Source organism: Pontibacter oryzae, assembly GCF_003576375.1.
Lineage (GTDB): Bacteria > Bacteroidota > Bacteroidia > Cytophagales > Hymenobacteraceae > Pontibacter > Pontibacter oryzae.
Genome location: NZ_QWGE01000001.1, coordinates 924,435 through 946,552, shown reverse-complemented (window position 1 = coordinate 946,552; position 22,118 = coordinate 924,435). Strand labels below are relative to the sequence as shown.

General features: G+C 48.6%; 16 protein-coding genes and 1 tRNA gene. 10 read left to right on the top strand and 7 right to left on the bottom strand.

The annotated features are described in order from the left end of the window. Positions 1-20 precede the first annotated feature (20 nt). Positions 21-1,433 carry an alpha/beta hydrolase family protein gene (locus tag D1627_RS03890; RefSeq protein ID WP_119430870.1) on the bottom strand — a complete coding sequence of 471 codons (1,413 nt, stop codon included), beginning with the start codon at positions 1,431-1,433 and terminating at the stop codon, positions 21-23. A gap of 16 nt (positions 1,434-1,449) precedes the next feature. After that, positions 1,450-1,830 (bottom strand): DUF6334 family protein, encoded by a 381-nt coding sequence (locus D1627_RS03885; protein WP_119430869.1) that lies wholly within the window; start codon positions 1,828-1,830, stop codon positions 1,450-1,452. A 207-nt stretch (positions 1,831-2,037) separates the two neighbouring features. Between D1627_RS03885 and D1627_RS03880 the strand changes: the two genes are divergently transcribed. Continuing rightward, positions 2,038-2,961, top strand: coding sequence for a DUF1684 domain-containing protein (locus D1627_RS03880; RefSeq protein WP_119430868.1), 924 nt, complete (start codon positions 2,038-2,040; stop codon positions 2,959-2,961). Between the two features lie 874 nt (positions 2,962-3,835). After that, positions 3,836-4,480 carry a thioredoxin family protein gene (locus D1627_RS03875; RefSeq protein ID WP_119430867.1) on the top strand — a complete coding sequence of 215 codons (645 nt, stop codon included), beginning with the start codon at positions 3,836-3,838 and terminating at the stop codon, positions 4,478-4,480. A gap of 85 nt (positions 4,481-4,565) precedes the next feature. On the opposite strand, the gene D1627_RS03870 is transcribed toward D1627_RS03875, so the two are convergent. Continuing rightward, entirely contained in the window at positions 4,566-6,551 is a 1,986-nt protein-coding gene (locus D1627_RS03870) for a peptidylprolyl isomerase (RefSeq protein ID WP_147383201.1), read from the bottom strand. Between the two features lie 115 nt (positions 6,552-6,666). On the opposite strand from D1627_RS03870, the gene D1627_RS03865 reads away from it, so the two are divergent. The 7 genes from D1627_RS03865 to cysK all read left to right on the top strand — a co-directional run bounded on the left by D1627_RS03865 (position 6,667) and on the right by cysK (position 13,495). Further along, entirely contained in the window at positions 6,667-7,143 is a 477-nt protein-coding gene (locus tag D1627_RS03865) for a hypothetical protein (RefSeq protein WP_119430865.1), read from the top strand. 20 nt (positions 7,144-7,163) lie between these two features. Then, complete coding sequence (locus D1627_RS03860) at positions 7,164-7,664, top strand: hypothetical protein (protein ID WP_119430864.1); 501 nt, start codon at positions 7,164-7,166, stop codon at positions 7,662-7,664. Positions 7,665-7,810: 146 nt separating this feature from the next. Continuing rightward, the gene (locus tag D1627_RS03855) at positions 7,811-9,274 is read left to right on the top strand and encodes an aldehyde dehydrogenase family protein (protein ID WP_119430863.1); all 1,464 of its coding nucleotides are present in this window, start codon (positions 7,811-7,813) and stop codon (positions 9,272-9,274) included. A gap of 141 nt (positions 9,275-9,415) precedes the next feature. Continuing rightward, positions 9,416-10,597 carry an MFS transporter gene (locus D1627_RS03850; RefSeq protein ID WP_119430862.1) on the top strand — a complete coding sequence of 394 codons (1,182 nt, stop codon included), beginning with the start codon at positions 9,416-9,418 and terminating at the stop codon, positions 10,595-10,597. A 275-nt stretch (positions 10,598-10,872) separates the two neighbouring features. Beyond that, a complete protein-coding gene (locus tag D1627_RS03845) occupies positions 10,873-11,571 on the top strand; it encodes a hypothetical protein (protein WP_119430861.1) in 699 nt (232 codons plus the stop codon). A 153-nt stretch (positions 11,572-11,724) separates the two neighbouring features. After that, complete coding sequence (gene epsC, locus D1627_RS03840) at positions 11,725-12,558, top strand: serine O-acetyltransferase EpsC (RefSeq protein ID WP_119430860.1); 834 nt, start codon at positions 11,725-11,727, stop codon at positions 12,556-12,558. 19 nt (positions 12,559-12,577) lie between these two features. Further along, positions 12,578-13,495 (top strand): cysteine synthase A, encoded by a 918-nt coding sequence (cysK, locus tag D1627_RS03835; protein ID WP_119430859.1) that lies wholly within the window; start codon positions 12,578-12,580, stop codon positions 13,493-13,495. Positions 13,496-13,560: 65 nt separating this feature from the next. Here the strand turns inward: cysK and D1627_RS03830 are convergent, their stop codons facing one another. From D1627_RS03830 to D1627_RS03815, 4 genes are all read right to left on the bottom strand, one after another. Continuing rightward, positions 13,561-14,325 carry a hypothetical protein gene (locus tag D1627_RS03830; RefSeq protein WP_119430858.1) on the bottom strand — a complete coding sequence of 255 codons (765 nt, stop codon included), beginning with the start codon at positions 14,323-14,325 and terminating at the stop codon, positions 13,561-13,563. A gap of 77 nt (positions 14,326-14,402) precedes the next feature. Further along, entirely contained in the window at positions 14,403-14,837 is a 435-nt protein-coding gene (locus D1627_RS03825; RefSeq protein WP_119430857.1) for a DUF2267 domain-containing protein, read from the bottom strand. A gap of 211 nt (positions 14,838-15,048) precedes the next feature. Then, positions 15,049-15,122, bottom strand: a tRNA-Ala gene (locus tag D1627_RS03820). A 117-nt stretch (positions 15,123-15,239) separates the two neighbouring features. Then, entirely contained in the window at positions 15,240-18,476 is a 3,237-nt protein-coding gene (locus D1627_RS03815; RefSeq protein ID WP_119430856.1) for a TonB-dependent receptor, read from the bottom strand. 1,092 nt (positions 18,477-19,568) lie between these two features. Here D1627_RS03815 and D1627_RS03810 point away from each other — a divergent pair. Continuing rightward, positions 19,569-22,112: a TonB-dependent receptor gene (locus tag D1627_RS03810; protein ID WP_199688367.1), complete on the top strand. Its 2,544-nt coding sequence runs from the start codon at positions 19,569-19,571 to the stop codon at positions 22,110-22,112. Positions 22,113-22,118: the final 6 nt, after the last annotated feature.

Sequence of the window (22,118 nt, the reverse complement as noted above, 5' to 3'; positions counted from 1 at the left end):
GACACTCAAGTTTAGTAACCTTACTTCACCACACCCTTCATCCATTCCGCGATCGTTTCCAAGGCAATGGGAGATAAGGTTTCCTCCAGTTGAGCGTATTCTGCCGGGGAGCCGGTGGTGGCGGTCTGGAAGAAGTGGTTGAGGTTGGGCAGAGCTTTGATGGTATACTTTTTATTGCCTCCGGCTTTTAGTGCTTTTTCAGTGGCGGATAAGTTTTGGCTGTGAGGCACCTGCAGGTCTTTGGTGCCGTTGATGGCGAGGACCGGCATTTTTAGCTTTTGCAGCGTTGGTGCAGGGTTGTAGGCCAGGAAGTAGCGCATCCAGGGCGAGCTGAGTTGGGCAATAAGCGTTTGCCGGGCATTATCAGTGAGGCCGAGTTGCTGTTGCTGCTGGGGTGTTAGCGTGGCTTTGGCTTGCTGCTCCAACTCCCCGATCTGGTTGGCGGCCTGAGTTATGTCTTGCGTGGTGGCAGCCACTTTAAACTGTGCCTCGCGCAGGCTGAGGTATTTCTGTGAAAGCTCCTGCGGCAGGCCTGCGTTTTTCAAGAGGGCTTCGTTCTGGGCTAGCAGCAGGTCTGTTCCGGGCACGGCATTTCCGGCCATCAGCACCACAAAAGCGGCTTCGGGGTGTTTAGCGGCAACCTGGGCGGCTACCAATGCGCCTTCGCTATGGCCAAGCAAGCCCACTTTTTTCTTGTTTATACTTTGGTGATGCTGCAGGTAAGTATAAGCCGCTTCGGCATCCGTGGCAAAATCCGAGGTAGTGGCTGTGGCAAAGTCCCCGCCCGACTCTCCCACGCCACGGTCGTCGAGGCGAAGCACGGCAAAGCCCTGGCGTGTGAGGTGGTCGGCCAGCACCAGGAACGGCTTGTGGCCAAGTATGGTCTCGTCGCGATCCTGGGGGCCGGAGCCCGTGAGCAGCAGCACGGCAGGGTGCGGGCCTTTGCTGTTGGGCAGCGTAAGCGTGCCAGCCAGGGTAATGCCTGCGGCCTTGTTCTCCACGCGCACATCGGTGTTTTGGTACGGAAACGGTGGCTTAGGTTCCTGGGGGTGCCTTACGGTCTCCGGGGCCGCGCCACGTGTTAGCTGCATCGGGAGCGATTGCCCGCTCTGCTTCCAGTGTCCCTCCATGGTTTTGGCGTTGGTAAGCCTGCCGGTGTAGCTACCGCCAACGGCTTTCAGGTCCAGAAAAACGCTATCGGCTGTAAGTATAACCCGTTGCACCGGAATGCCTTTGGCGCTTTGCTTGGGGCTGTCCATGGTGGCTATGTAACTTCCGTCTTCGTTGGTGCTGATGTGGAAGACAAGCGGAAACTCTGTACCCATGACCTGAAGGGAGCCGTTCCAGTCGCCGGTAATATTTGCGGGGTTTTGCGCTTGCAGCCTGGTGGTTGCCAATCCGGATAAAAGCAGCAGGAGAAGTATGCGTATCATAGGCTAAGAATATATGTCAGAATCGCTGAAAAATAGTCATTCGTATTTGCGATGCTTCGGCAATCAGCTGCACATTCGTTCCTTCCCTGTCATCAAACTCCACCTGAAAGCCATCGTCGTAACCGCGGCTGTTGGTCATGCGCCAAAGCCAGCCAATGCGTTTGCGCTGGTTGGCGATCTGTGTGCGGCTAAACTGGCCGGCTAGCGCCTCAACATCCAGCTCCGTAAGTATGGAAAGTATGATTTCATCGCTGTCTTCCTCCACAGAAACAACCAGGTAAGCCTCCTCCACCTGAAAAATCACTTGCTGCAGCCACCCAAACTGCAAGTCGTGCAGGGCGAAGGCTTGGCGTACTTCCTGCCCGGTCAGGCTGTCGAGGTCTGTTATACTTTGCATGTTTTCTAAGGTATAAAATTATACTTTACCAACCTATAGGAGCATCTGTAGAAGGCCTTTCTTATCTTAAACAGACCAGTTTCTTTAATACATTTAATGGCTTATGTTAGAGTTATACTTTCTTGATGGAAAGCTGCGTGTCTCTATCCGAAAGTATGGCGTTGCATTAAGTTTGTACCTTTGCCCGGCACTTAGTTACCTTTTGATATGAAAAAGCTCCTGACACTGGCCGCCCTAGCCGCAAGTATACTTTCCGGCTGCTCTGATACGAGCACGGGCAACCATGAACAAGCCACCACCTCCGTAGCCATCGATTCGGCCTACGTGGCAAGTATAGATGCCTGGCATGCGGAGCGCGTAGCAAACCTGCGGAAAGAGAAGAGTTGGCTGGCGCTGGCGGGTTTGTTCTGGTTGGAGCCGGGCAGCAACAGTTTCGGCAGCGCGGCCGGCAACGCCATCGTTTTCCCGGAAGGGAAGATAGCTGACAAAGCAGGCGCATTTATACTTACTGATGGCACTGTGAAACTGCAGCCGAGCCCAGGCACGGAAATCCAGGTAGACGGCGCACCGGTAACGCAGACGCAGGTAATTTATACTTCGGAGATGGAGCATGCGCCCGAAATGCGGCACGGCACGCTACGCTGGGTTGTAATCCAGCGCGGCGATAAGTATGGCGTCAGGCTTTGGGATGCTGAAAACGAAGCCCTCAAGAATTTTACAGGTATAAAACGCTACCGAACGCGCCCCGAGTGGAAGATGGAGGCAACCCTGGAGCAAAACCCGCTGCCAAAGCAGATTGCCATTACCAACGTGCTGGGCCAAACCTCGCAGGAGCCGTCGCCGGGAGCGGTGGTATTTACCCTGGAGGGCAAGCAGTACCGCCTCGATGCCCTGGAAGAAGGGGAGGAGCTTTTTATCATCTTCGCGGATAAGACCAACGGCACCGATACTTACGGTTCAGGTCGCTACTTATACATGCCCAAGCCAGGTCCCGACGGCAAAACCGAGATCGACTTTAACAAAGCCTATAACCCGCCCTGCGCATTTACTGGCTTCGCCACCTGCCCGCTGCCGCCCAAGCAAAACCACCTGCCCATCGCCGTTACCGCCGGCGAAATGAGCAAACACTGAGAGGGAGGGGAGTTAGAGAGGTAGAGAGTTATGGAGTTAGAAAGTTGGGGGGGTAGAAAGTTGTTTTTTCTGGGGGTAGTGTGGGGTTATGGTTATGTCTATACTTATGCTTTTAGCGCTTCGGCTTTGTAGTGGCCCTGTGTATTGATGTTTATGCCTTGATTTACAATTAGTTGATTAGGTTAGGCAAGTTCAATATTTCCTGCTCATACTAAGTATAAAAGAGCAGCACAAGCAGACTATAAAGCTGCAAAAAACTTTCTAACTTCCCAACCTTCTAACTTTCTAACTCCATAACTCTCTACCTCCTAAACTCCCTACCTCCCAAACTTTCCCTATGTTTTTTGGGTAAAAAATGTTATCTTTGGTAATATCTGCGATCTGAGTCAGGCTCTGTGTGATACGCTTCGTGTTTATTTAAGTCTTCTCGCAAGAAGAGTTTCCCTCAGTTAATTATGCGTTGCTGTTGCTCCGCTTGCTGGAGTAGTTCACAGGTCTGCGCTTCGCTTTCTGCCAATTGCTTGGCAGGCTATAGTTCCTGAAACTTCTGCTGCTTTTGCCTGTTAGCAACCATAAGAGTTTGCTTCAGAAGTTCCTTTATATAGGCACTATCTACTCCACTTGCCCGCTGTTTACCGAAATCATCAAGCGCTTAGCAGCCACAGTTTCGGTGCTGTAATTTGTAGATACAAAGGTATGGGTGCAGATGACGCTTACCTAACGTGGCTAAGGAGCAGGTATAAAGTATCGGCTGTCTCTTTGGGTAAAACTCAGTAAGCACGGCAGCGGAACTATCAGCATAAAACATATTGTTATATATACTTAAGAAAATATTTGTTGAACGAAAACGAACCCTATACAAGACATCACGACCATGGCAACCACCCCGATTACTTCAGAACACCTGGCAAACGCAATAAGCTATACGCAGTACCGCGACCTAATTGATAAACTGCTGGCCGAGGGCAAAACCACCGGCACCAACCACTCAGAGGCGATGGTAGAGTATACCCGCGTGAACATGCACCGCATGCGCCGTGTGGAGCGCACCGTGCTTACCGATGAGCTGCTACAGGTGTTGCTCAGCGTACAAACCAAAATGATCTGGGTAGTACTGACGGAGGCCTGGTGTGGAGATGCCGCGCAAAACCTGCCGGCAATCGTAAAAATTGCAGATGCGTCGCCGTTGATTGATGTAAAGCTTTTGCTACGCGATGAGCACCCTGAGATAATGGATGCTTATTTGACCAATGGCGGGCGCTCTATCCCGAAACTAATTGCGATGGATGCCAATACCATGGAGGTGCTGGGCACCTGGGGACCACGCCCGGAACCAGCGCAGCAAATGGTGCTGGATGCCAAAGCCAATAGCGTTCCTTACCCAGAAATGGCCGAGCTGCTCCACAGCTGGTACGCTAAAGACAAAAGCCGCACCTTGCAACAGGAGTTCTCCAAACTGATCAGTAAATGGTCTGAGCTCACTGCCCCCGCCGACATGACAATTGCCCGTTGTTCGTAAGAAATATACTTTTGCCCTAACGCACGAGAGGCGGTACCATCAGGTACCGCCTCTCGTGCGTTAGGGCTGTTTTGTAGCTTTAGGGCTATCGTACCACGCTTGTAGCCAGTGGCAACTGCGGCAGTAGTTCCACATCCAGTATTTTGTCGCCAACCTCCAGGCGGTGCACTACATCCATGCCTTCTATCACTTTCGCGAAGATAGTATAGCGGCCATCCAGGTGCGGGGTAGGGGAGTGCGTAATGAACCACTGGTTGCTTTCGGTGTCTTTTCCGGCGGAGGCCATACCCAGGTATCCTTCCAGGTAATGCAACGGCGCAAACTCCGAGCGGATAGAGTAATCAGAGCTGCCCCAGCCATCGCCGCGCTTATCGCCGCCCTGCACCACAAAGTTAGGCACCACCCTGTGGAAGTATAAATTGTCGAAAAAGTTCTGGCGGCTCAGGTCTACAAAGTTAGCCACGGTGCCCGGTGCATCTTCCACGAAGAGTTGCAATACCACATTGCCTTTATCTGTATGCAGCATCACCTGCTGGTTTACAGGTATGCTGCTTACCAAGGCCCAGTCTATGGGGTGGGTAAACGGGTTTTGCGGCGTTTCGCTGTGCTGCTTGCCGTTCAGGTAATCAATGGTCTTCTGCAGCTCGATGTTGGTTTCCATATCGCGGGGCAGTTGCAGCTTTTGCTGTGCCTGGGTCAGGAAAGTTAAGTTGCTGTAGTGGTTGCGCAGGTTAAGCTTTGGATCGCGGATGGCGGCGGCAGCCATGCCCACCAGGGCCACATCTCCGGAGCCAACCGCTTTCTTAAATATATCGGCAAAGGCCAGTTCCAGCTTTCTCGGGAAATCCGATTGCTGGCGCATAAGGATCAGGGCATCCATGGCCGTGGTGGCGATAACCGGCTGCTCTGCGGCAAACATCTGCTCGGCTATAAAATTGTAATTGTTGCTGTCGCCGGCCAAAGCCTTCAGCAAGTGCGCCTTATCGTAAGGGGTGCGGGCATGCTGGTATTGCTGCTTGTAGCGCTGGTTAAGGTATGGCCTGTTCTGTGGCTGGCTGTTGCTCAGGATCACCCAAATCACGTTGCCGCGCACACGGGCATCCAGCAAGTTTGGCAGCACATCCAGGAGCACTTGCGGGTTTACGCCTGCCCGGTTACTCATCAGAAACTCGGAGGTTGCTACAGCCGTGTTGATGTTCTTGTCCTGCAAGGCGGCAAGTATAGCTAGCTTTATCCCCTCAAACTCGAGGCCCGCCATGGCACGCACCGCGCTCAGGCGCACACGGTAATCCGGGTCGCTTTGAGCGATGGTCGATAAAAACTTGGCTTTATCTGTTGCGCGCACTTTTCCTAAGGCTTGTGCAGCAGCCATTCGCACGTCAGCGGCCGCGTCAGAAGTGGCTGCATCGAGTATCTGTTGCTTGTGCGTAGTCAGGTCCAGTTTGGCGGTGCGGGCCAGGAAGTGCGCTGCTGCCAATCTTGCCTCAAACGGGTATTTTGCACCCAGCAGCTCTACCGCTTTTTCTACGGCTTGCGGCGTGTGTTGCTGCCTAAGGCCGGTGCGGTACAAGCCCCAGGCCTGCCCGGCAATGGCCGTGGGGTTGGTGGCGTTATACTTTGCCAGGAAATCAGCGCCTTTGGTAGTGGCTACTTTGCCCAGCGCCTCTAACTGTTCGGCCTGCACAGCGGGCTTTTGCTCTGTGCCTATACTTCGGATCAGGGCGTCTTCGGCGCTGGCGTGGCCTGTTTGCCCAATAGCGTAGGCACTGGCTTTGCGCACGGCGGCGGCAGAATCGGCGAGCAGGCTTTGCAGTGCTGGCAGGGCAACGGTGTCTTGCACCGAGGCAAATGCCAGCGCGGCCTGCGCACGGTAATCGCTGTTTGCGTTGCTAAGGTATGGCAGCAGTTCTGTGGTTTTGCGCTCGTCTTGCAGAGTATATACATGCTGCAGCGCGGGGTCCCCGAATTTGTTAACGTACTCAACGTTTGGGGCTTTGGAGCGCTGCAATGGCAGATATTGGCAGGAAGCCAGGGTGCCCAGGGCAAGCAGCCAGGTATGGTGTATTTTCATGCGGTTTAGCTTAACGAGTTCTAAGATAATAAATTTGGAGGAAAGGCGTGGCAGCAACAATTTTGCGAATCGCTAAAAATTGTCTATTTTTAGACTGAAACAGCCTCTAAGTCTTATGCAGGAGATTAATATCAGACTTTTTGAAGGAGCTTATACATTAAAGCCGCGTGCTGAGCAACGCCTTATGCTGTTGGCAGTTGCAGCTATGGTGCTACAGGTTAGCTTGTTGGTTTACTTGGCTTTGACCGAGATTTTCAAGACGCACCTGGTCATAATCTTCCTTCTAAATTTATTGATACCTGCTTACTTTATATTCTCGCTTTGGCTGGACGGAAAGCCACATTACCGGCGGCACCTCACGTTAAGCCAGGACGGAATTCGGTACCGCACCCGCTTCATGCGCCCTGAGCACGAGATTGAGTGGAATGAGGTAGATACGGTAAAAGTAAAGCTGTATTCTGTTTCGTTTCTGTTGAAGAACGACGAAATGCATGAGATAAACCTGGCGCACATCCATAACGATGACGTGCTAAAACAGGTTAAAAAAGAAATTAGGCAAATGGTGCAGTTTAAAGGTATAACCCTGCATTAAGATTTCCCGGCAACACCCCTATGTACGTAAATTTATTTCCTGGCAAGCAATTGCGCGCAACCAAACGGTCTATCACCCTGATGGGCTCCTTCCTGTTCCTGGGAGGGGGCTATGCCTTGATGCGGGAATTCTTGTGGTTTGATGGCTTCAGGTCTGGTTGGGCACTTGTCAGTGGCCTGTTGGGTGCGCTTGGCCTGCTGTTCATCGCTTTCGGTACCGATTTTTTCAGGTTTAAAGACGCCTTCTTTTCCATGACGCCTGAGCGCATTGCCTATCGCCTTTCTTTGCTTGGCCGTGAGCACAAAATCAGGTGGCACGATGTGCAGGAACTTGTGATATCTGATGCATTGATCCGGTTTAAGCTGCGGTGCGGTAAACGGGTAAATATGCGGATCGGCGCCATCCAGCAGCCGGATATTGCCAGGCACGTGTCGCGCAGCATCCACTTGGCCGCTTTGGAAAAAGGCCTCCCTATAAATGGTGTAAAACCATCGCCACCAGAGCCTGCATTGCAAGTATAACTAACATATTCTCTTGTAAATACCCGCTTCATCATTCCGGTTTTCTCCTAATTAAATGTTTGTATGCACAACAATAGGTAGGGTGAGTTTGTATAATAAGAGCCAGCGCATTAGGCGCTACTTTATTATACATCAACCTAAAAACTATGGAACGCTATACAGACTTAAACAAACTATACATAAACGGCCAGTGGCGCGACGGCTCACACAAGGATAAAAAGCAGGATGTAATCAACCCATATGATGGCAGCGTGCTTGCCACTTTTGTGCCCGGAACCAAGGATGACCTAGACGAAGCTTACAAGGCAGCCAAAGAAGCTCAGAAAGCCTGGGCCGCTACACCAGTGGGGCAGAAGCGGGATGTGATTGAGAGAGCTGCCCAGATTATTCGTGAGCGTGAAGAGGAGATTATCGAGTGGCTAGTGAAAGAATCGGGGAGCAGCAAGCTAAAAGCCTCATTGGAGTGCCAAACCGCCTTTGAGATTACCCGCGAGGCATCTTCTTACCCAAGCCGCATGCATGGCCTGATCGTGCCATCATACACTCCTGGAAAAGAAAGCCGCATGTACCGTAGCCCGCTGGGTGTTATCGGTGTAATCAGCCCCTGGAACTTCCCTTTTCACCTTTCTATGCGCTCGGTGGCTCCGGCGCTGGCAACCGGAAATGCCGTTGTGCTGAAGCCAGCCACGCACACGCCTATAACCGGGGCAACCTTGCTGGCTAAGATTTTTGAGGAAGCTGGCTTGCCAAAAGGCGTGTTTAACGTGGTGGTGGGCAGTGGCTCAGATATTGGCGACGATTTTGTAACACATCCCATCCCTAAACTCATCTCCTTTACAGGCTCCACGCCGGTGGGCGAGGGGATTGCCGAACTGGCCGGAAAGCACCTGAAAAAACTTTCGCTGGAGCTGGGCGGAAATAACGTGATGATTGTGCTGGATGATGCCGATGTGGACAAAGCCGTAGAGGCAAGTGTGTTCGGCAAGTTCCTGCACCAGGGCCAGATCTGTATTGCCATCAACAGGATCCTGGTGCACGAAAAAATTCACGATGCCTTTGTGGAGAAATTTGTAGCCAAGGTAAAAGAGCTGCCAGTCGGTAATCCAGCCGATGACAACACCATTGTAGGCCCACTGATTGATACCGATGCCGTGGAGCGCATACAAAAAGACCTAGAGGAAAGTATAAGGGCAGGCGCTAAGAAAGTAGTAAATGGCCAAATGCGCAGCAACCGACTTATGGAGCCCATTGTGCTGACCGACGTAAAAAACGACATGCCGATAGCGCATAATGAGATATTCGGGCCGGTAGCGGTTGTCATAAAGTATAAAACTGACGACGAAGCCGTTGAACTGGCCAACGCCACCAAGTATGGCCTGAGCGGTGCCATCCAAACGAGCAACACAGAGCGCAGTGTGCAACTGGCCCAGCGTTTAGAAACTGGCATGGTGCACATCAACGACCAATCCGTAAACGATGAAGCCAACGCTGCCTTTGGAGGTATGAAGGAGTCGGGGTTAGGCCGCTTTAACGGCGAGTTTGTGCTAGAGGAATTTACGACTGTGCAATGGATTTCGGTGCAGCATACACCGCGCGAGTATCCGTTCTAATCATAAACGTAGGTTTTAAAAAGTATAAAGAAGGCGTGGGTGCAGGTAAAGCGGCATCCACGCCTTTTATTATGGCATTAGCACGGATGGATTAGCACAAGACGTTATCCTTTCCCAATTTTGCAGATCAAAGTATAAAGTATGGCAGAACAGCTAAAGCGGGTGTATGGGTTGCAGTTTGGATTGCTTTGCCTGAGCTCATTTCTTTTCTTCTCAAGCTTCAACATGATCATTCCGGAGCTGCCCGACTACCTTACCAGCCTGGGCGGCGAAGAGTATAAAGGCCTGATCATCGCGTTGTTTACTCTTACCGCAGGTTTGTCCAGGCCATTCAGTGGTAAGTTGGCCGATAGCATTGGCCGCGTGCCGGTAATGGTGGTGGGCAGCGTGGTTTGCGTGCTCGCTGGTTTTATGTACCCATTGGTGGGCTCTGTGGCTGCTTTTCTGCTGCTGCGTTTCATACATGGTTTCTCGACGGGGTTTACGCCAACGGGCAAGTCGGCGTACGTGGCCGATGTGGTGCCCATGGAGCGGCGCGGTGAGGCCATGGGTCTGCTCGGGCTATCAGGTAGTTTGGGCATGGCGGCAGGGCCGGCGCTGGGCGGTTTTATTGCCAGTGAGTTTACCGTGGATGCCATGTTCTACATTTCGTCGGGCGCGGCTTTCCTGTCGGTGGCCGTGATCTGGCACATGCGCGAAACGGTACAAAACCCACAGAAGTTCAGGCTAAGCCTGCTACGCATTTCCCGCAAGGAGATTCTGGAACCGCGTGTACTGGCGCCCTCGCTGGTGATGCTGCTTACGGCCTTTACCTTCGGCACCATACTTACCATCATCCCCGATTTTAGCAATTTTCTTGGCATCGAGAACAAAGGGCTTTTCTTTACCTCGTTCACCCTTTCTTCCTTGGCGATACGCTTTCTGGCGGGCCGTGCTTCGGATAAATTCGGGCGAGTGGCGGTGCTGCGCGTAAGCACGGGGCTGCTTACGCTGGCTATGCTGGTTATCGGGTCGGTGTCTTCGGCCACGGAGCTGCTGCTGGCCGGCATACTTTTCGGCGTAGCCACGGGCATGAACTCACCAACCGTGTACGCCTGGACGATAGACCTGAGCCACGAGGCGCACCGCGGCAGGGCTATGGCAACCATGTACATTGCGCTGGAGGCTGGCATTGGCCTGGGGGCACTAGGCTCGGGCTGGCTGTACGGCAACGAGAACAGCAATTTTACGCTGGTTTTCTGGTCGGCGGCTGTGTTCTCGCTGCTGGCTTTCCTGTACTTAACGCTGGTGGTGCGCCGCGAGGCGGCCTTAAAACACTCCTGAGGTTTTTGCACAAAATCCAGTTGGTTGTTATTGGTCTTGCTCTTATAATATCGACATAAGTATATTTTTTCATGCTCAAAAGGGATTAAAAATTGCACAGTTTTTTTAATCCTTTTCTGCATACACTCCGTACTAATTCCAAACGTAGTTCTTTTCTCACCTGCTTAGTAATCAATCTGTTTGATGATAATTGCCGGCTGGCGCTTCGGATGTAGTGCTTCAGGAAAAGTATTGCCTTTTATGTAAATGTCAGAATTGTTAACGAACTGTGTAGTATGAAAAAGTTTACTTTAAGTGCGATGGCCTGTGCGCTGTTAAGTATGGTTTCTATGGGGTGTAGCAGCGATCAATCGGAGGAAGCAAATCCGTTTGCTGCCACCCTGACCAAAAATTTCGGAACTGACCCAAGCAGCTGTGAGATTATTGAGTTTGATGAACTGACCCCGACCGAAACAAGCGCAGGCGCAGTAACCACGGTTTTCAGCCAAGATACCCCAGTGCGTATTTTGGCGCAGTACCGTTTGGGTAATGGCCGTTATGCAGCAAGCAATGCCGCTTTACTGTTTAACACCAGCCGCCCAGATGCTAAAAATAAGAATTTCAGAACGCCTAGCCCAGCTGCCATTCGCCCGATGGGAGACGTGCTGACAGTTGGCCGCAGCAACAGCAAATTTGCCAAGCTATACGATAAGGGCAGCCGCATTGAGTTGGATTTCTCGGCCATGGGCAGCATCAACCTAAAGGGCATCCACGTGCTCGACATCACCGAAGAGGAGGCTAACTCTAAAGTGGAGCTCTTGGATAAGAACGGAAAAGTGATCAAAACAATGGCCCTACCGGTTACAGGCGCTTACGGTGCCACCCGCCTGCGCATAGATACGCCAGGTGTAGCCAAGCTGCGTGTTATCTTTGGCGATGAAACAAGCCGCAGAGGTGGCGGCGCCATTGATGTGATAGAGTTTTGCCGCGAGTAGGCAAGCCATATTAAGAAACAAAGTATAGAAAAGGAGCCTCTTGGGGCTCCTTTTTGCGTGGTATAAGTATAAACTACGGCGTCAGCCTAACAAGCAGCGGCTTTTTTTGTTGAGCCTAAAACACCAACTTGCGGCATACGTTTTAAAACCAAGATGAACAGTCAATTTTTAGAAACCCTCTTCCAAAGCCACCAGAAAGCGCTGCATCAGGTGCCTGCGTCTGCCATGTGCAAGTTGATAGAAGGCGCATTGCAGCTTCTTTTTCCGCCGCTGGCCGATGAGCGCTTTGAAACAGTGCAGGAGCTGGAGGCCTTTGCCAATGGTTTGCAAGTGAACATGATGCGCATCCTGACAAGTATGGAACGCGACTTACCGATGCCTGCCGAAGAGGTTGCCGAACGTATGATGCAGAAGTTGCCACATATATACGAGTTGCTGCTGCTGGATGCCCAGGCCATTGCCGCCGGAGATCCCGCTGCGCAGAGTATAGAAGAGGTGGTGCGTACTTACCCGGGTTTTAAAGCAGTGGCAATGTACCGCATGGCGCATGCCTTATACCAGCTGCGTGTGCCGTTGCTGCCCCGCGTGCTCACTGAGTATGCCCATGCCCGCACCGGTATCGATATCCATCCGGGGGCACAGATCGGGGCTAGGTTTTGCATCGATCACGGCACCGGCCTTGTGATCGGGGAGACCAGCATAATCGGGAACCATGTAAAAGTATACCAAGGCGTAACGCTTGGCGCTTTAAGCGTAGACAAGGCCATGGCAAACATCAAGCGGCACCCAACCATAGAAGATAATGTAGTGATTTACGCCGGCGCTACCATTTTGGGCGGGAACACAGTGATAGGAGCAAACAGCATTATTGGGGGTAATGTATGGCTCACCGAGAGCGTGCCGCCTTACTCGCGTGTATACCATAGGTCTCAAATAGACGTGCGCCGCTCTGCTGACCCGGCCGGCATTATCAATTTTTCAATCTAATCATATCAGAAATCAACGTATGAAAGCGAATACAGTACTCGAAACTATAGGCAATACGCCACACGTGCGCCTTAACAAGCTCTTTAAAAAGGATGTGGAAGTATGGATGAAGCTGGAGCGCAGCAACCCTGGCGGAAGCATTAAAGACCGCATTGCGCTCGCCATGATTGAAGATGCAGAGCGAAAGGGCCTGCTAAAGAAAGACAGCATAATTATAGAGCCGACATCGGGCAACACGGGTGTAGGCCTGGCTATGGTGGCTGCGGTAAAAGGCTATCAGCTGGTGCTTGTAATGCCGGAGTCGATGTCGATTGAGCGCCGCCGCCTGATGGCTGCTTATGGTGCTAAACTAGAGCTTACGCCGCGCGAGAAAGGTATGAAAGGTGCCATTGAGCGTGCCAGAGAAATGGTGCAAGAGCATGGCAACGCCTGGATGCCGATGCAGTTCGATAACGAGGCTAATACACAAATCCACATTGAAACTACTGCGCAGGAGATTTTAGAAGATTTCCCGGAAGGCTTTGATTACATGATAACCGGCGTTGGCACTGGCGGGCACATTACAGGTGTGGCTAAGGTGCTCAAGGGTAAATTCCCGAATATGAAAGTGCTGGCCGTGGAGCCAGCTTCCTCGCCCGTGTTGAGCGGCGGAGAGCCTGGGCCGCATCCGCTGCAAGGCATAGGGGCAGGCTTTATCCCGAATATCATGGACACTACGTTGCTGGATGGCGTGGTACAGGTGCAGCAGGATGAAGCATTTGACTATACGCGCCGTGCTGCCCGTGAAGAAGGTATCTTTATTGGTATTTCGTCGGGCGCATCGTTGGCTGCCGTAGGCAAGAAAATTGAAGAAGAGATACCGGAAGGGGCTCGCGTGCTAACGTTCTGCTACGATACCGGCGAGCGTTACCTTTCTGTGGAAGGACTGTTTGTGTAAGAACAAAGGTATTAGTAAAGCTGATAAAAAGCCTCCTGCCACACTTGTGGCAGGAGGCTTTATTATTAGTCTCCGGAAACGAGTGCCGTCATGAGCCATTGGCCTTGCTTGTTTTTGTTGAGAATGGCGCGATAGCCAATAGGGCTGTGCACTTGCGTGTGGTTAAGGTATCCGCTCAGGCTGCCATCCAATGTTTGCGCGTACCACCATTCTTTTTCGGCGGTTTGTTGCTGAGGGTAAGATTTTTCAGCATTCACCCGAAGTGTAACTTGGCCCAATACGCAGATGCTGGCTGCCGTTTCAGAGGGCTCCTGTTTAAGTATGGCGCCAGTGCCTGTAACGGCAGCGTGCGCAAATGCATCCAAAGAGTCTGGCCAGTTGCTATACACGTATGGCAGCGCATACAAGTCAGCGTTATTTTTCAGCGGGTAGTCACCGCCTAACCGAAGCAGCCGCTCCAGAAGTATCCAGATCTCGGCGCTGTCCTGCTCCGGGTGCCACTGCGCCGAAAAACTGCTCCAGCCACCATCGCCTCCAAAACTTGTTTTAATGTTTGGGTCTAGTAGCTGCTGCAGCTTATTCTCATCCAGCGTTTTCACTGCTTGCCTCAGGTTTTGGAGATAATCCGAAAGGCTGGCGTCGGCTATGGGCTGCTTTGTAGGCAAAAATTCTGGCGTAGTAATTCTGCAATCGGGTACAGGGGTTATGGCGTGAGCCACTGAATCGGTCTCAGCGGTTTGTACGGCAGTAGCTCTACCCAGCTCTGAGTCGTGCTGGTTGCAGGCCGTAAGGCAAAGTATGGCAAGGGCAACTACCCAAAAGTGTTTCATAGGTTGCGAAGTATAAATATCGTGTATATACTTCCACATACGGGAGCCTTAGCTTTTATACTTCGCTTTCGCCGAATTTATACTTCCAGCAGTTCCTGAATGTCTTGATGCATCGCATTTTTTATTCGCTGCAGGTCTTGGGTAGGTATGCAGCAATGCAGTGCTTTAAACACCGCCTGAAAAGATTCGATGATCTCACTGTCCTGCTGAAAATCATTATTGGCGGCAAAGGCATTTTTGCTTCGGATAAAGTTTATCCATTCCTGCCGGTGCTGCATCCTCACGGGAACCACAGTTGGGTTGTATTGATCAAAGTACACGCCCTTCCAGATGATAGGCAAACCGGCTGAAAAGCGAATGGCATCGTGTATCGGAAGCCTGTCGCGGATGGCCTGCAACACCGCCCTGAAAACACGGGCTGCCTGGTGCATGTCTTCTGTTCCCATCTGTTCCGCTACTTTGGCAAGCATGTTACTTGCCTCTTGCTGCTTGTCTTCGAAGTTATAAGCCATGGCCGCTCTGTTTTAAGTTTCAGTTAGAATGTATAGGAGTTACGGGGCAGGCCAGGTGCTGTTTAGTAGTTATAGATAATAGCCCGTGAATAGCAAGCGATATTTAGGTAAGTAAAAGGGGCGTAACTCCAGCCTTTGCTGAGTATAGGATGTAAATAAAGTATGGCATCGACTTAAAACAAAAAAGGCAACCCGTATAGGTTGCCTTCAGTGGAGAATATCGGAGTCGAACCGATGACCTCTTGCATGCCATGCAAGCGCTCTAGCCAGCTGAGCTAATCCCCCGTATTGTGAGCACAAAAATAGGGGAATTATTTTATATGCAAAACATTGTTGTAAAAATTTGTGCAAAATAAAAGGGGCAGCTTTGGCTGCCCCTTTTATTGAAACTAACTGTTTAGGTTAGTTGAAAATGTAGCGGATACCAATCTGGCCTCTCCAACGAGAAGAGTAGTCAGAAGTTGAGTATACTTTGCCATCAGTTTGGCCAGCAGCTGTGTACTGGAAAGTAGGCTTATTAGTAGTGCCTGACTGAATACCAGCGTAACGGATTAGGTTAAAACCTTGGTTAGACACGAAGTATGACTTACCCCAGTCTTTATTAATAAGGTTTCCTACGTTCATCACGTCGAAAGACAGTTGTAGCTTGTTTTTGCTGTTTCCGATCTGCAGACCTAGGTCCTGAAGAACTTTAAGGTCGAACTGGTGCTGGAACGGAAGTCTTGCACCGTTTCTCTGTGCATACTGTCCACGGCGCTCGTTCAGATATTCATCTCCTTCAATGAAAGCATTAAGGGCAGTCCACTGATCATCAGCCGTCATGGTTACAACGCCTTTTGAGTCTTTTACATCCACCAAGTTTATATCAGCTCGGGTTGCAGGAACAAAGATCAAGTCGTTGGTAGTACCATCGTTATTTAAGTCACCATCATATATGTAAGAAAGTGCTTGGCCAGCCTGACCGTTGTAGAATAACGATACCTGTGTTGCAAAGTGATTGAAGTACTCTTTTCTGTAAGAAACAAAGCCTGTTACTCTGTGGCGCAGATCGAAGTTAGCATAAGACTCAACATTTTCGTTCGGGCCAGTTACGTTGTTCAGGAATCTCCAGTTAGAGTAAGCTGTGCTTGATGTACCTGAGTTCAGGTCCTTAGACTGGCCATAAGTATAAGCTACTGAACCAGTAAAGCCATTCTCAAAGTTTTTCTGAAGCTGAGCAACCAAGTTATAAGAATAACCTTTGTTTGAGTTCTCAAGCAGGATTATCTCATTGAAGTTAGAATCGGTACGGCCTGTCTTATAACGAGGTCTCTTATCTGTGGCGTCAAAAGTAAAGTTGGAGTCTACTTCTCTGTTCAGGTTTTTGAACGTTACGTTGTTCAAGCCTTTGCTGAAGATAGCTTCAAAAGAGGCCACTAAGCCCCAAGGAAGCTGCTTGTCTACACCGATGTTTGATCTGAAAACCTGCGGGTACTGGAAATCTTCAGAAGTAATGTTGATATCGCCACGACCATCTTTGCCATTATATGTTGCTGCAGTAGGTTGTGCATAAGGATCTGCTACAAACTTAATGCCCGCAGGGTTTGTGATTGGCTTAGCGCTTGATGAAGTGCTACCTACAGAGTAAGTACCGTTAAGTGTACCGTTGTTTGTGTATTGGTTTGATACCCATACAAAAGGAACACGGCCTGTGAAGATACCGGTACCTCCTCTAACTTTTAACGTATTGTCTCCTAACACATCCCAGTTGAAACCAACTCTTGGAGACCAAAGCACCTTGGTTTCTGGCAGTTGGTCTGTAGACAAACCTCTTGATCCGTACGTTTTGAAAAACTGATCGTTATATGCTGCTTTATCATTTAGGAGTGGCAAGTCTGCTCTGATACCAAATGTAACCTTCAGGTCATTTGTAAGCTGGATGTCGTCCTGAGCATAAAGGCCAAGCTGCATTGCAGAGAAATCTGAGGCACCTTTAGACTGCAAAGGACCGTCGTTTTCAAAAGAATAACCAACTTGGTAGTAAACAGGAGCAGTTTCTTCTGCAGTACCTATTTTCTCGAAGTCAGCAAGTGAGTTGTATACATATTGTCCGTAGATGTTCTGCACGAACAAGTTGTAGAAGCTATAGAACTCGTTGTGCGTACCGAAAGTAAAGGTATGCTTACCTGCGAATATGCTGAAGTTGTCAGTTAAAGAGAATACATCCTGATCAAGTTGGTTAGCCACTGAAGAGTTTTCGCTACCAAGCTGGATTGAGCTGCTTCCTGTTAAGTTCTGAATACGAACATAAGGGAATGGATCACCGAGGGGATCACGGTCATCACGTACTCTTGTATAACCAAGCAACAAGTTGTTAGCATACTTGTTGTTAAACGTGCTGTTCAACTCTAAACCAGTTGAGTTGGTAGTAGAAGGGAAGAATTGACCGTTGTTGTAGAAACGCAATGAGTTGTTGTTACGGCTGTTATCTATGTTCTCACCGTAAGCGTAGCTGTGGCGCAGCGTCAGCTTATGGTTGTTGTTTATGTTCCAGTCTATTTTGGCCAACAACTTGTTAGAGTTCAGCTCATCATTGATCTCACCGTAAGAGCCTAGGTCGTAATTAGGAGCGACTCTTTTTACTGTTGAGATTACTCTGTTAATCTCATCCATTGTTAGTTTAGAGCCTGAGTTAGGGTCAGTCGGGTCAAAGGCAAGTGGCGTAATGCTACGAGTCATCTCACCGTTTAGGAAGAAGAAAAGCTTATTCTTCAGGATCGGACCGCCAATACGGAAACCATACTGAGAGTCATTATATTCAGGGTATTTAGCTTTTTCGCCAGTTATAGGGCTACGGCCGCCAACAAGTTTCTCGTTGTTGCCATAATAATAGATAGAGCCTTGGTAGTTGTTTGTACCTGAACGAGTAACGGCGTTGATACCACCACCAGTAAAGCCCCCTTGTCTAACATCATATGGTGCAATGTTGATCTGGAACTCTTCAATTGCATCTAAGGACACAGGCTCGATTCCTGTTTGGCCACCGTTTGTACCAGATCCGGCAAGACCAAACACGTCGTTATTGATCAAACCGTCAATAGCAAACTGGTTGTATCTGTTATTAGTACCTGCAAATTGAGTTCCGTTACCGCTTGTATTAGCTAAAGGAGAGATCTTCGTGAAATCTTTTAAGCCTCTGCTTACAGTAGGGATTGACTGAACAACCTCTCTCGAAACGTTTGTAGCAGCACCAGTTTTCTCAGAGCTCATAGGGCTGTTACGGTCAGACACGACCTGAACTTCTGACAGCGCATTAGATTGCTCTGATAGTTTGAAAGGAACCGATGTGGAAAGACCGAGCTTCAGGTCGATGTTGTTTGCTACCTGCTCCTGGAAGCCAAGGTAACGGGCAGTAACTTTGTAAGGACCACCAACGCGCATATTTACAATCGTAAATCGGCCGTCAGCACCAGTTGTTGTGCCATACTGAGAGCCAGATGGCGTATGCACTGCAACAACTGTAGCACCTGGCAAGCCTTCGCCTTTAAGGTCTGTTACAATACCAGTCATCGAAGAGGTGGTTACCCCTTGCGCCCAGCTGTACTGCACAAGCAGCACTAAGGCAAACATGATTGATAACTTTTGATAAAATTTTTTCATGATTGGTTGATTGATTTTGGCGCAAAATTAGAACAGCTTTTCGTGATTACAAGCGAGTTATATATTATTTATTTGTTAACCTAATAAGCTGTATATGTGCTTAAGCGAATTTGCGTATGGTAAAGAGTTGGTCAATGTTGTATCATTTGCCCTTCAGTAACTTATAGGTTTAGTTGCCTATATAGGTTAGGCTTTTAATTGCTAATGCAACAGCGTTTGATAAATTACATATTTGTATTTGCAAATGTGTGTTTAGCGCGGCGGTTAATTGTGTGATTGTTTAATTCTTGTAAATGTAACTTTTCTAATAATATTAATTTGGTGCAAACAGGTTTTTGTCCTGTTTGTATGTGTCTAAGGCTGGTGTCTGGTCTGCGCATTAATTGTCTCAAAAGTTACTAGGTATTCAAATTTGAAACTTTTAGCATTGTTGATGTGCGGAGTGATTATGTATAATCATTGCAGTAGTAGTTGGATTTGTGATAAATTATCAAAATAGCAATTGATTATTTAGTAAGTATATAATCATGCTTCATTATTATGATTTTTATTATATGGAATATTTATAAACAAATAACATTACTCCTTTTGTCATTTTTTAATATGATAGGTTTACTTGTATAATTTATATTGATTATTGCTGGGAAGTAGAATTGCAGGATAGCTGTATAGTTCAACTAATGTTATCGATATTGTTTTCTATGTTGCCGTTCTAAAATTATACTTCTAGGCATTTATAGGCTTCTTCTAGCCTATTGGTTGTTGTTTGCTGTAATGATTTGTAAGATTAGAATATTGGATTCATCCAACTTGTTGGTTTGTTTTTAAACAAATAAGTTTATTGCACTTTTGGGGATTTGATTCTTAGGGTTAGTTAGTTGTGTGGTTTGCAAATGATTGATAATCTTGTATATGTAAAAATAATTAAGATATTTTAGTTAAAATGCTGTTAAGTTTTGGTTTGATTTTTTTATCTTTTTTTAATGCTTTTAGTTGAAAATTACTGTCTTACCGTTGTAATTTTGCACCCAATTAAATCAACCAACCAATCTTAATAGTCAAAAGATGAAGTACAATTTACTTAGTCTTGTTATGCTGGTCTTATTAACCAGCTTAACACCCAAGGACTTGTTTGCTCAAGGCACCGTTACAGGTAAAGTTGTGGATGGCGCAACGAAAGAGCCTTTGCCAGGAGCAACAGTTGTCTTAAAAGGTACAGAAAAAGCGGTTCCAACCTCTTTAGATGGTACCTTCTCCCTACAGGTAGATGACGCCAATGCGTCAGCCATACTTGTAAACTTCGTCGGCTATATGCAGAAGGAAGTTTCGATTGCTGGCCTGAACGGCAAGAAGAATCTTGGCTCTATCCTTATGGAGTCTAACGTTACCTCTATTAACGAGGTGCTTATCACTACAAACAGTTACGCTATCGACAGAGAAACTCCAGTTGCGATGTCTACGATCACTAGCGAGATCATTACTGAAAAAGCTTCGAACCAGGAATTCCCAGAGCTTTTGAAATCGACACCAGGTGTTTATGCTACTAAGCAAGGTGGTGGATTCGGTGACTCCAGAATTAACCTGCGTGGTTTCCAAAGCGAAAACGTAGCTGTTATGATCAATGGTGTTCCGGTAAACGACATGGAGAATGGCCGTGTATACTGGTCTAACTGGGCTGGCCTTACAGATGTTACCAAATCAATGCAGGTTCAGCGTGGTCTGGGTGCTTCTAAGGTAGCCGTTCCTTCTATCGGTGGTACTATTAACATCATTACCAAAACTACTGATGCAACAAAAGGAGGTTCGCTTTTCTATGGCATCGGTAACGACGGCTATAACAAAGTTGGCTTCTCATATGCCACGGGCTTAACTGAAGATGGCTGGGCATTTGCTGCATCAGGTTCTAAAACTGAAGGTAATGGCTGGGCCGATGGGCTAGAGTTTAAAGGGTACAACTACTTCTTTAACGTATCGAAGCTGATCAACGAGAAGCATACGCTTTCTTTAACTGGCTTTGGAGCGCCTCAGTACCATGGCCAGCGCCAGACACGCGAGTCTATTCAGGATTACAGAAATGCGCCACAAGGCCTCAGGTGGAACTCTGACTGGGGAGTGAAAGACGGTGAGGTTGTAAACGTGGAAGATAACTTCTACCACAAACCACAGATCTCACTGAACCACTACTGGACAATCGATGAGTCGTCTTTCCTGTCTACTGCTGTTTATGTATCTAAAGGTACCGGTGGCGGCGGTGGTATCAGCACAGACCGTTCGCTTAACGTTGATACTATCAGAACGGGAGATCAGTATTCCCCATATGACTTAGACCAAATGGTCGACATCAACAGAAACTCTGTAGATGGCCATGCCAGAGCATATCGCTATGCCTCTAGAAACGACCATACCTGGTATGGTGCCCTTTCTACATACCAAAAAAGCATTAATGCCAACTTTAACATACTAGGCGGTGCCGATTTGCGCTACTACAAAGGTGTTCACTTTAGAGAGGTTTATGACTTGTTAGGTGCCGATTACCACTTGGATAACTCAAATGTGAACAACCCGAACAACAGAGCACGTGTAGGTGATAAGATTAGCTACTACAACGATGGCCTGGTGCTATGGGAAGGTGGCTTCTTGCAAGGTGAGTATACTGATGGAACTCTGTCAGCTTTCGTGTCACTAGCGGCTTCTAACACTTCTTACAAGCGCATCGACTACTTCCAGTACGAAGAAGGCAACCAGGCGACTGATTACCAGAACTTTTTCGGATATCAGGCAAAAGGTGGTGCTAACTATAACCTTTCCGAAAACCACAACGTGTTTGCCAACCTAGGCTACTTCGAAAAAGCGCCATTCTTCAACGCAATCTTTTTGGAGAACAAGAACATCATCAACAAAGATGCTAAGAACGAGAAAATCCTTAGTTACGAGTTGGGTTATGGTTACAGAAGCGCAAAGCTGAATGGTAACATTAACCTATACCGCACAAGCTGGAACGACAGATCTTTCACGGATGTAATCACTGGCCAGAGCGGCGAGCAGTTCTTTGCTAACATCCTTGGAGTTGATGCCCTGCACCAAGGCGTTGAACTAGACTTCACGTACCAGCCAACTACCAAGCTAAGCGTTAGAGGTATGGCCTCTGTGGGTAACTGGGAGTGGACAAACAACCTAGACAAGATCACGGTTTTCAACGAAGACAGAACAGAGTCTGAAGATTATGGCCCTATCTATATGAAAGGCATTAAAGTAGGTGATGCTGCACAGACTACTGCTGCCTTAGGCGCTAGCTACTCTGTACTAGATGATCTGAAGTTTGGCTTCGATTACAACTACTACGCCAACTATAATGCTGACTTCGATCCGACAACCTTGACTGAGCCAGGTATGAAAGTATGGGAAGTTCCTGCTTTCTCTCTTCTCGATCTGAATGCATCCTTCAAATTTAACATTGCCGGCCTGAAAGCATCGCTATACGCCAACGTCAATAACGTGATGGATACAGAGTATATCTCAGATGCTCAGAACGGTGATGACATCAATGATGAAGATAAGAACGGTGATGCGATCGGTTCTAGCGTATTCTTCGGTACAGGAAGAACCTGGACAACCGGCTTAAAAATTAACTTCTAATCTAGT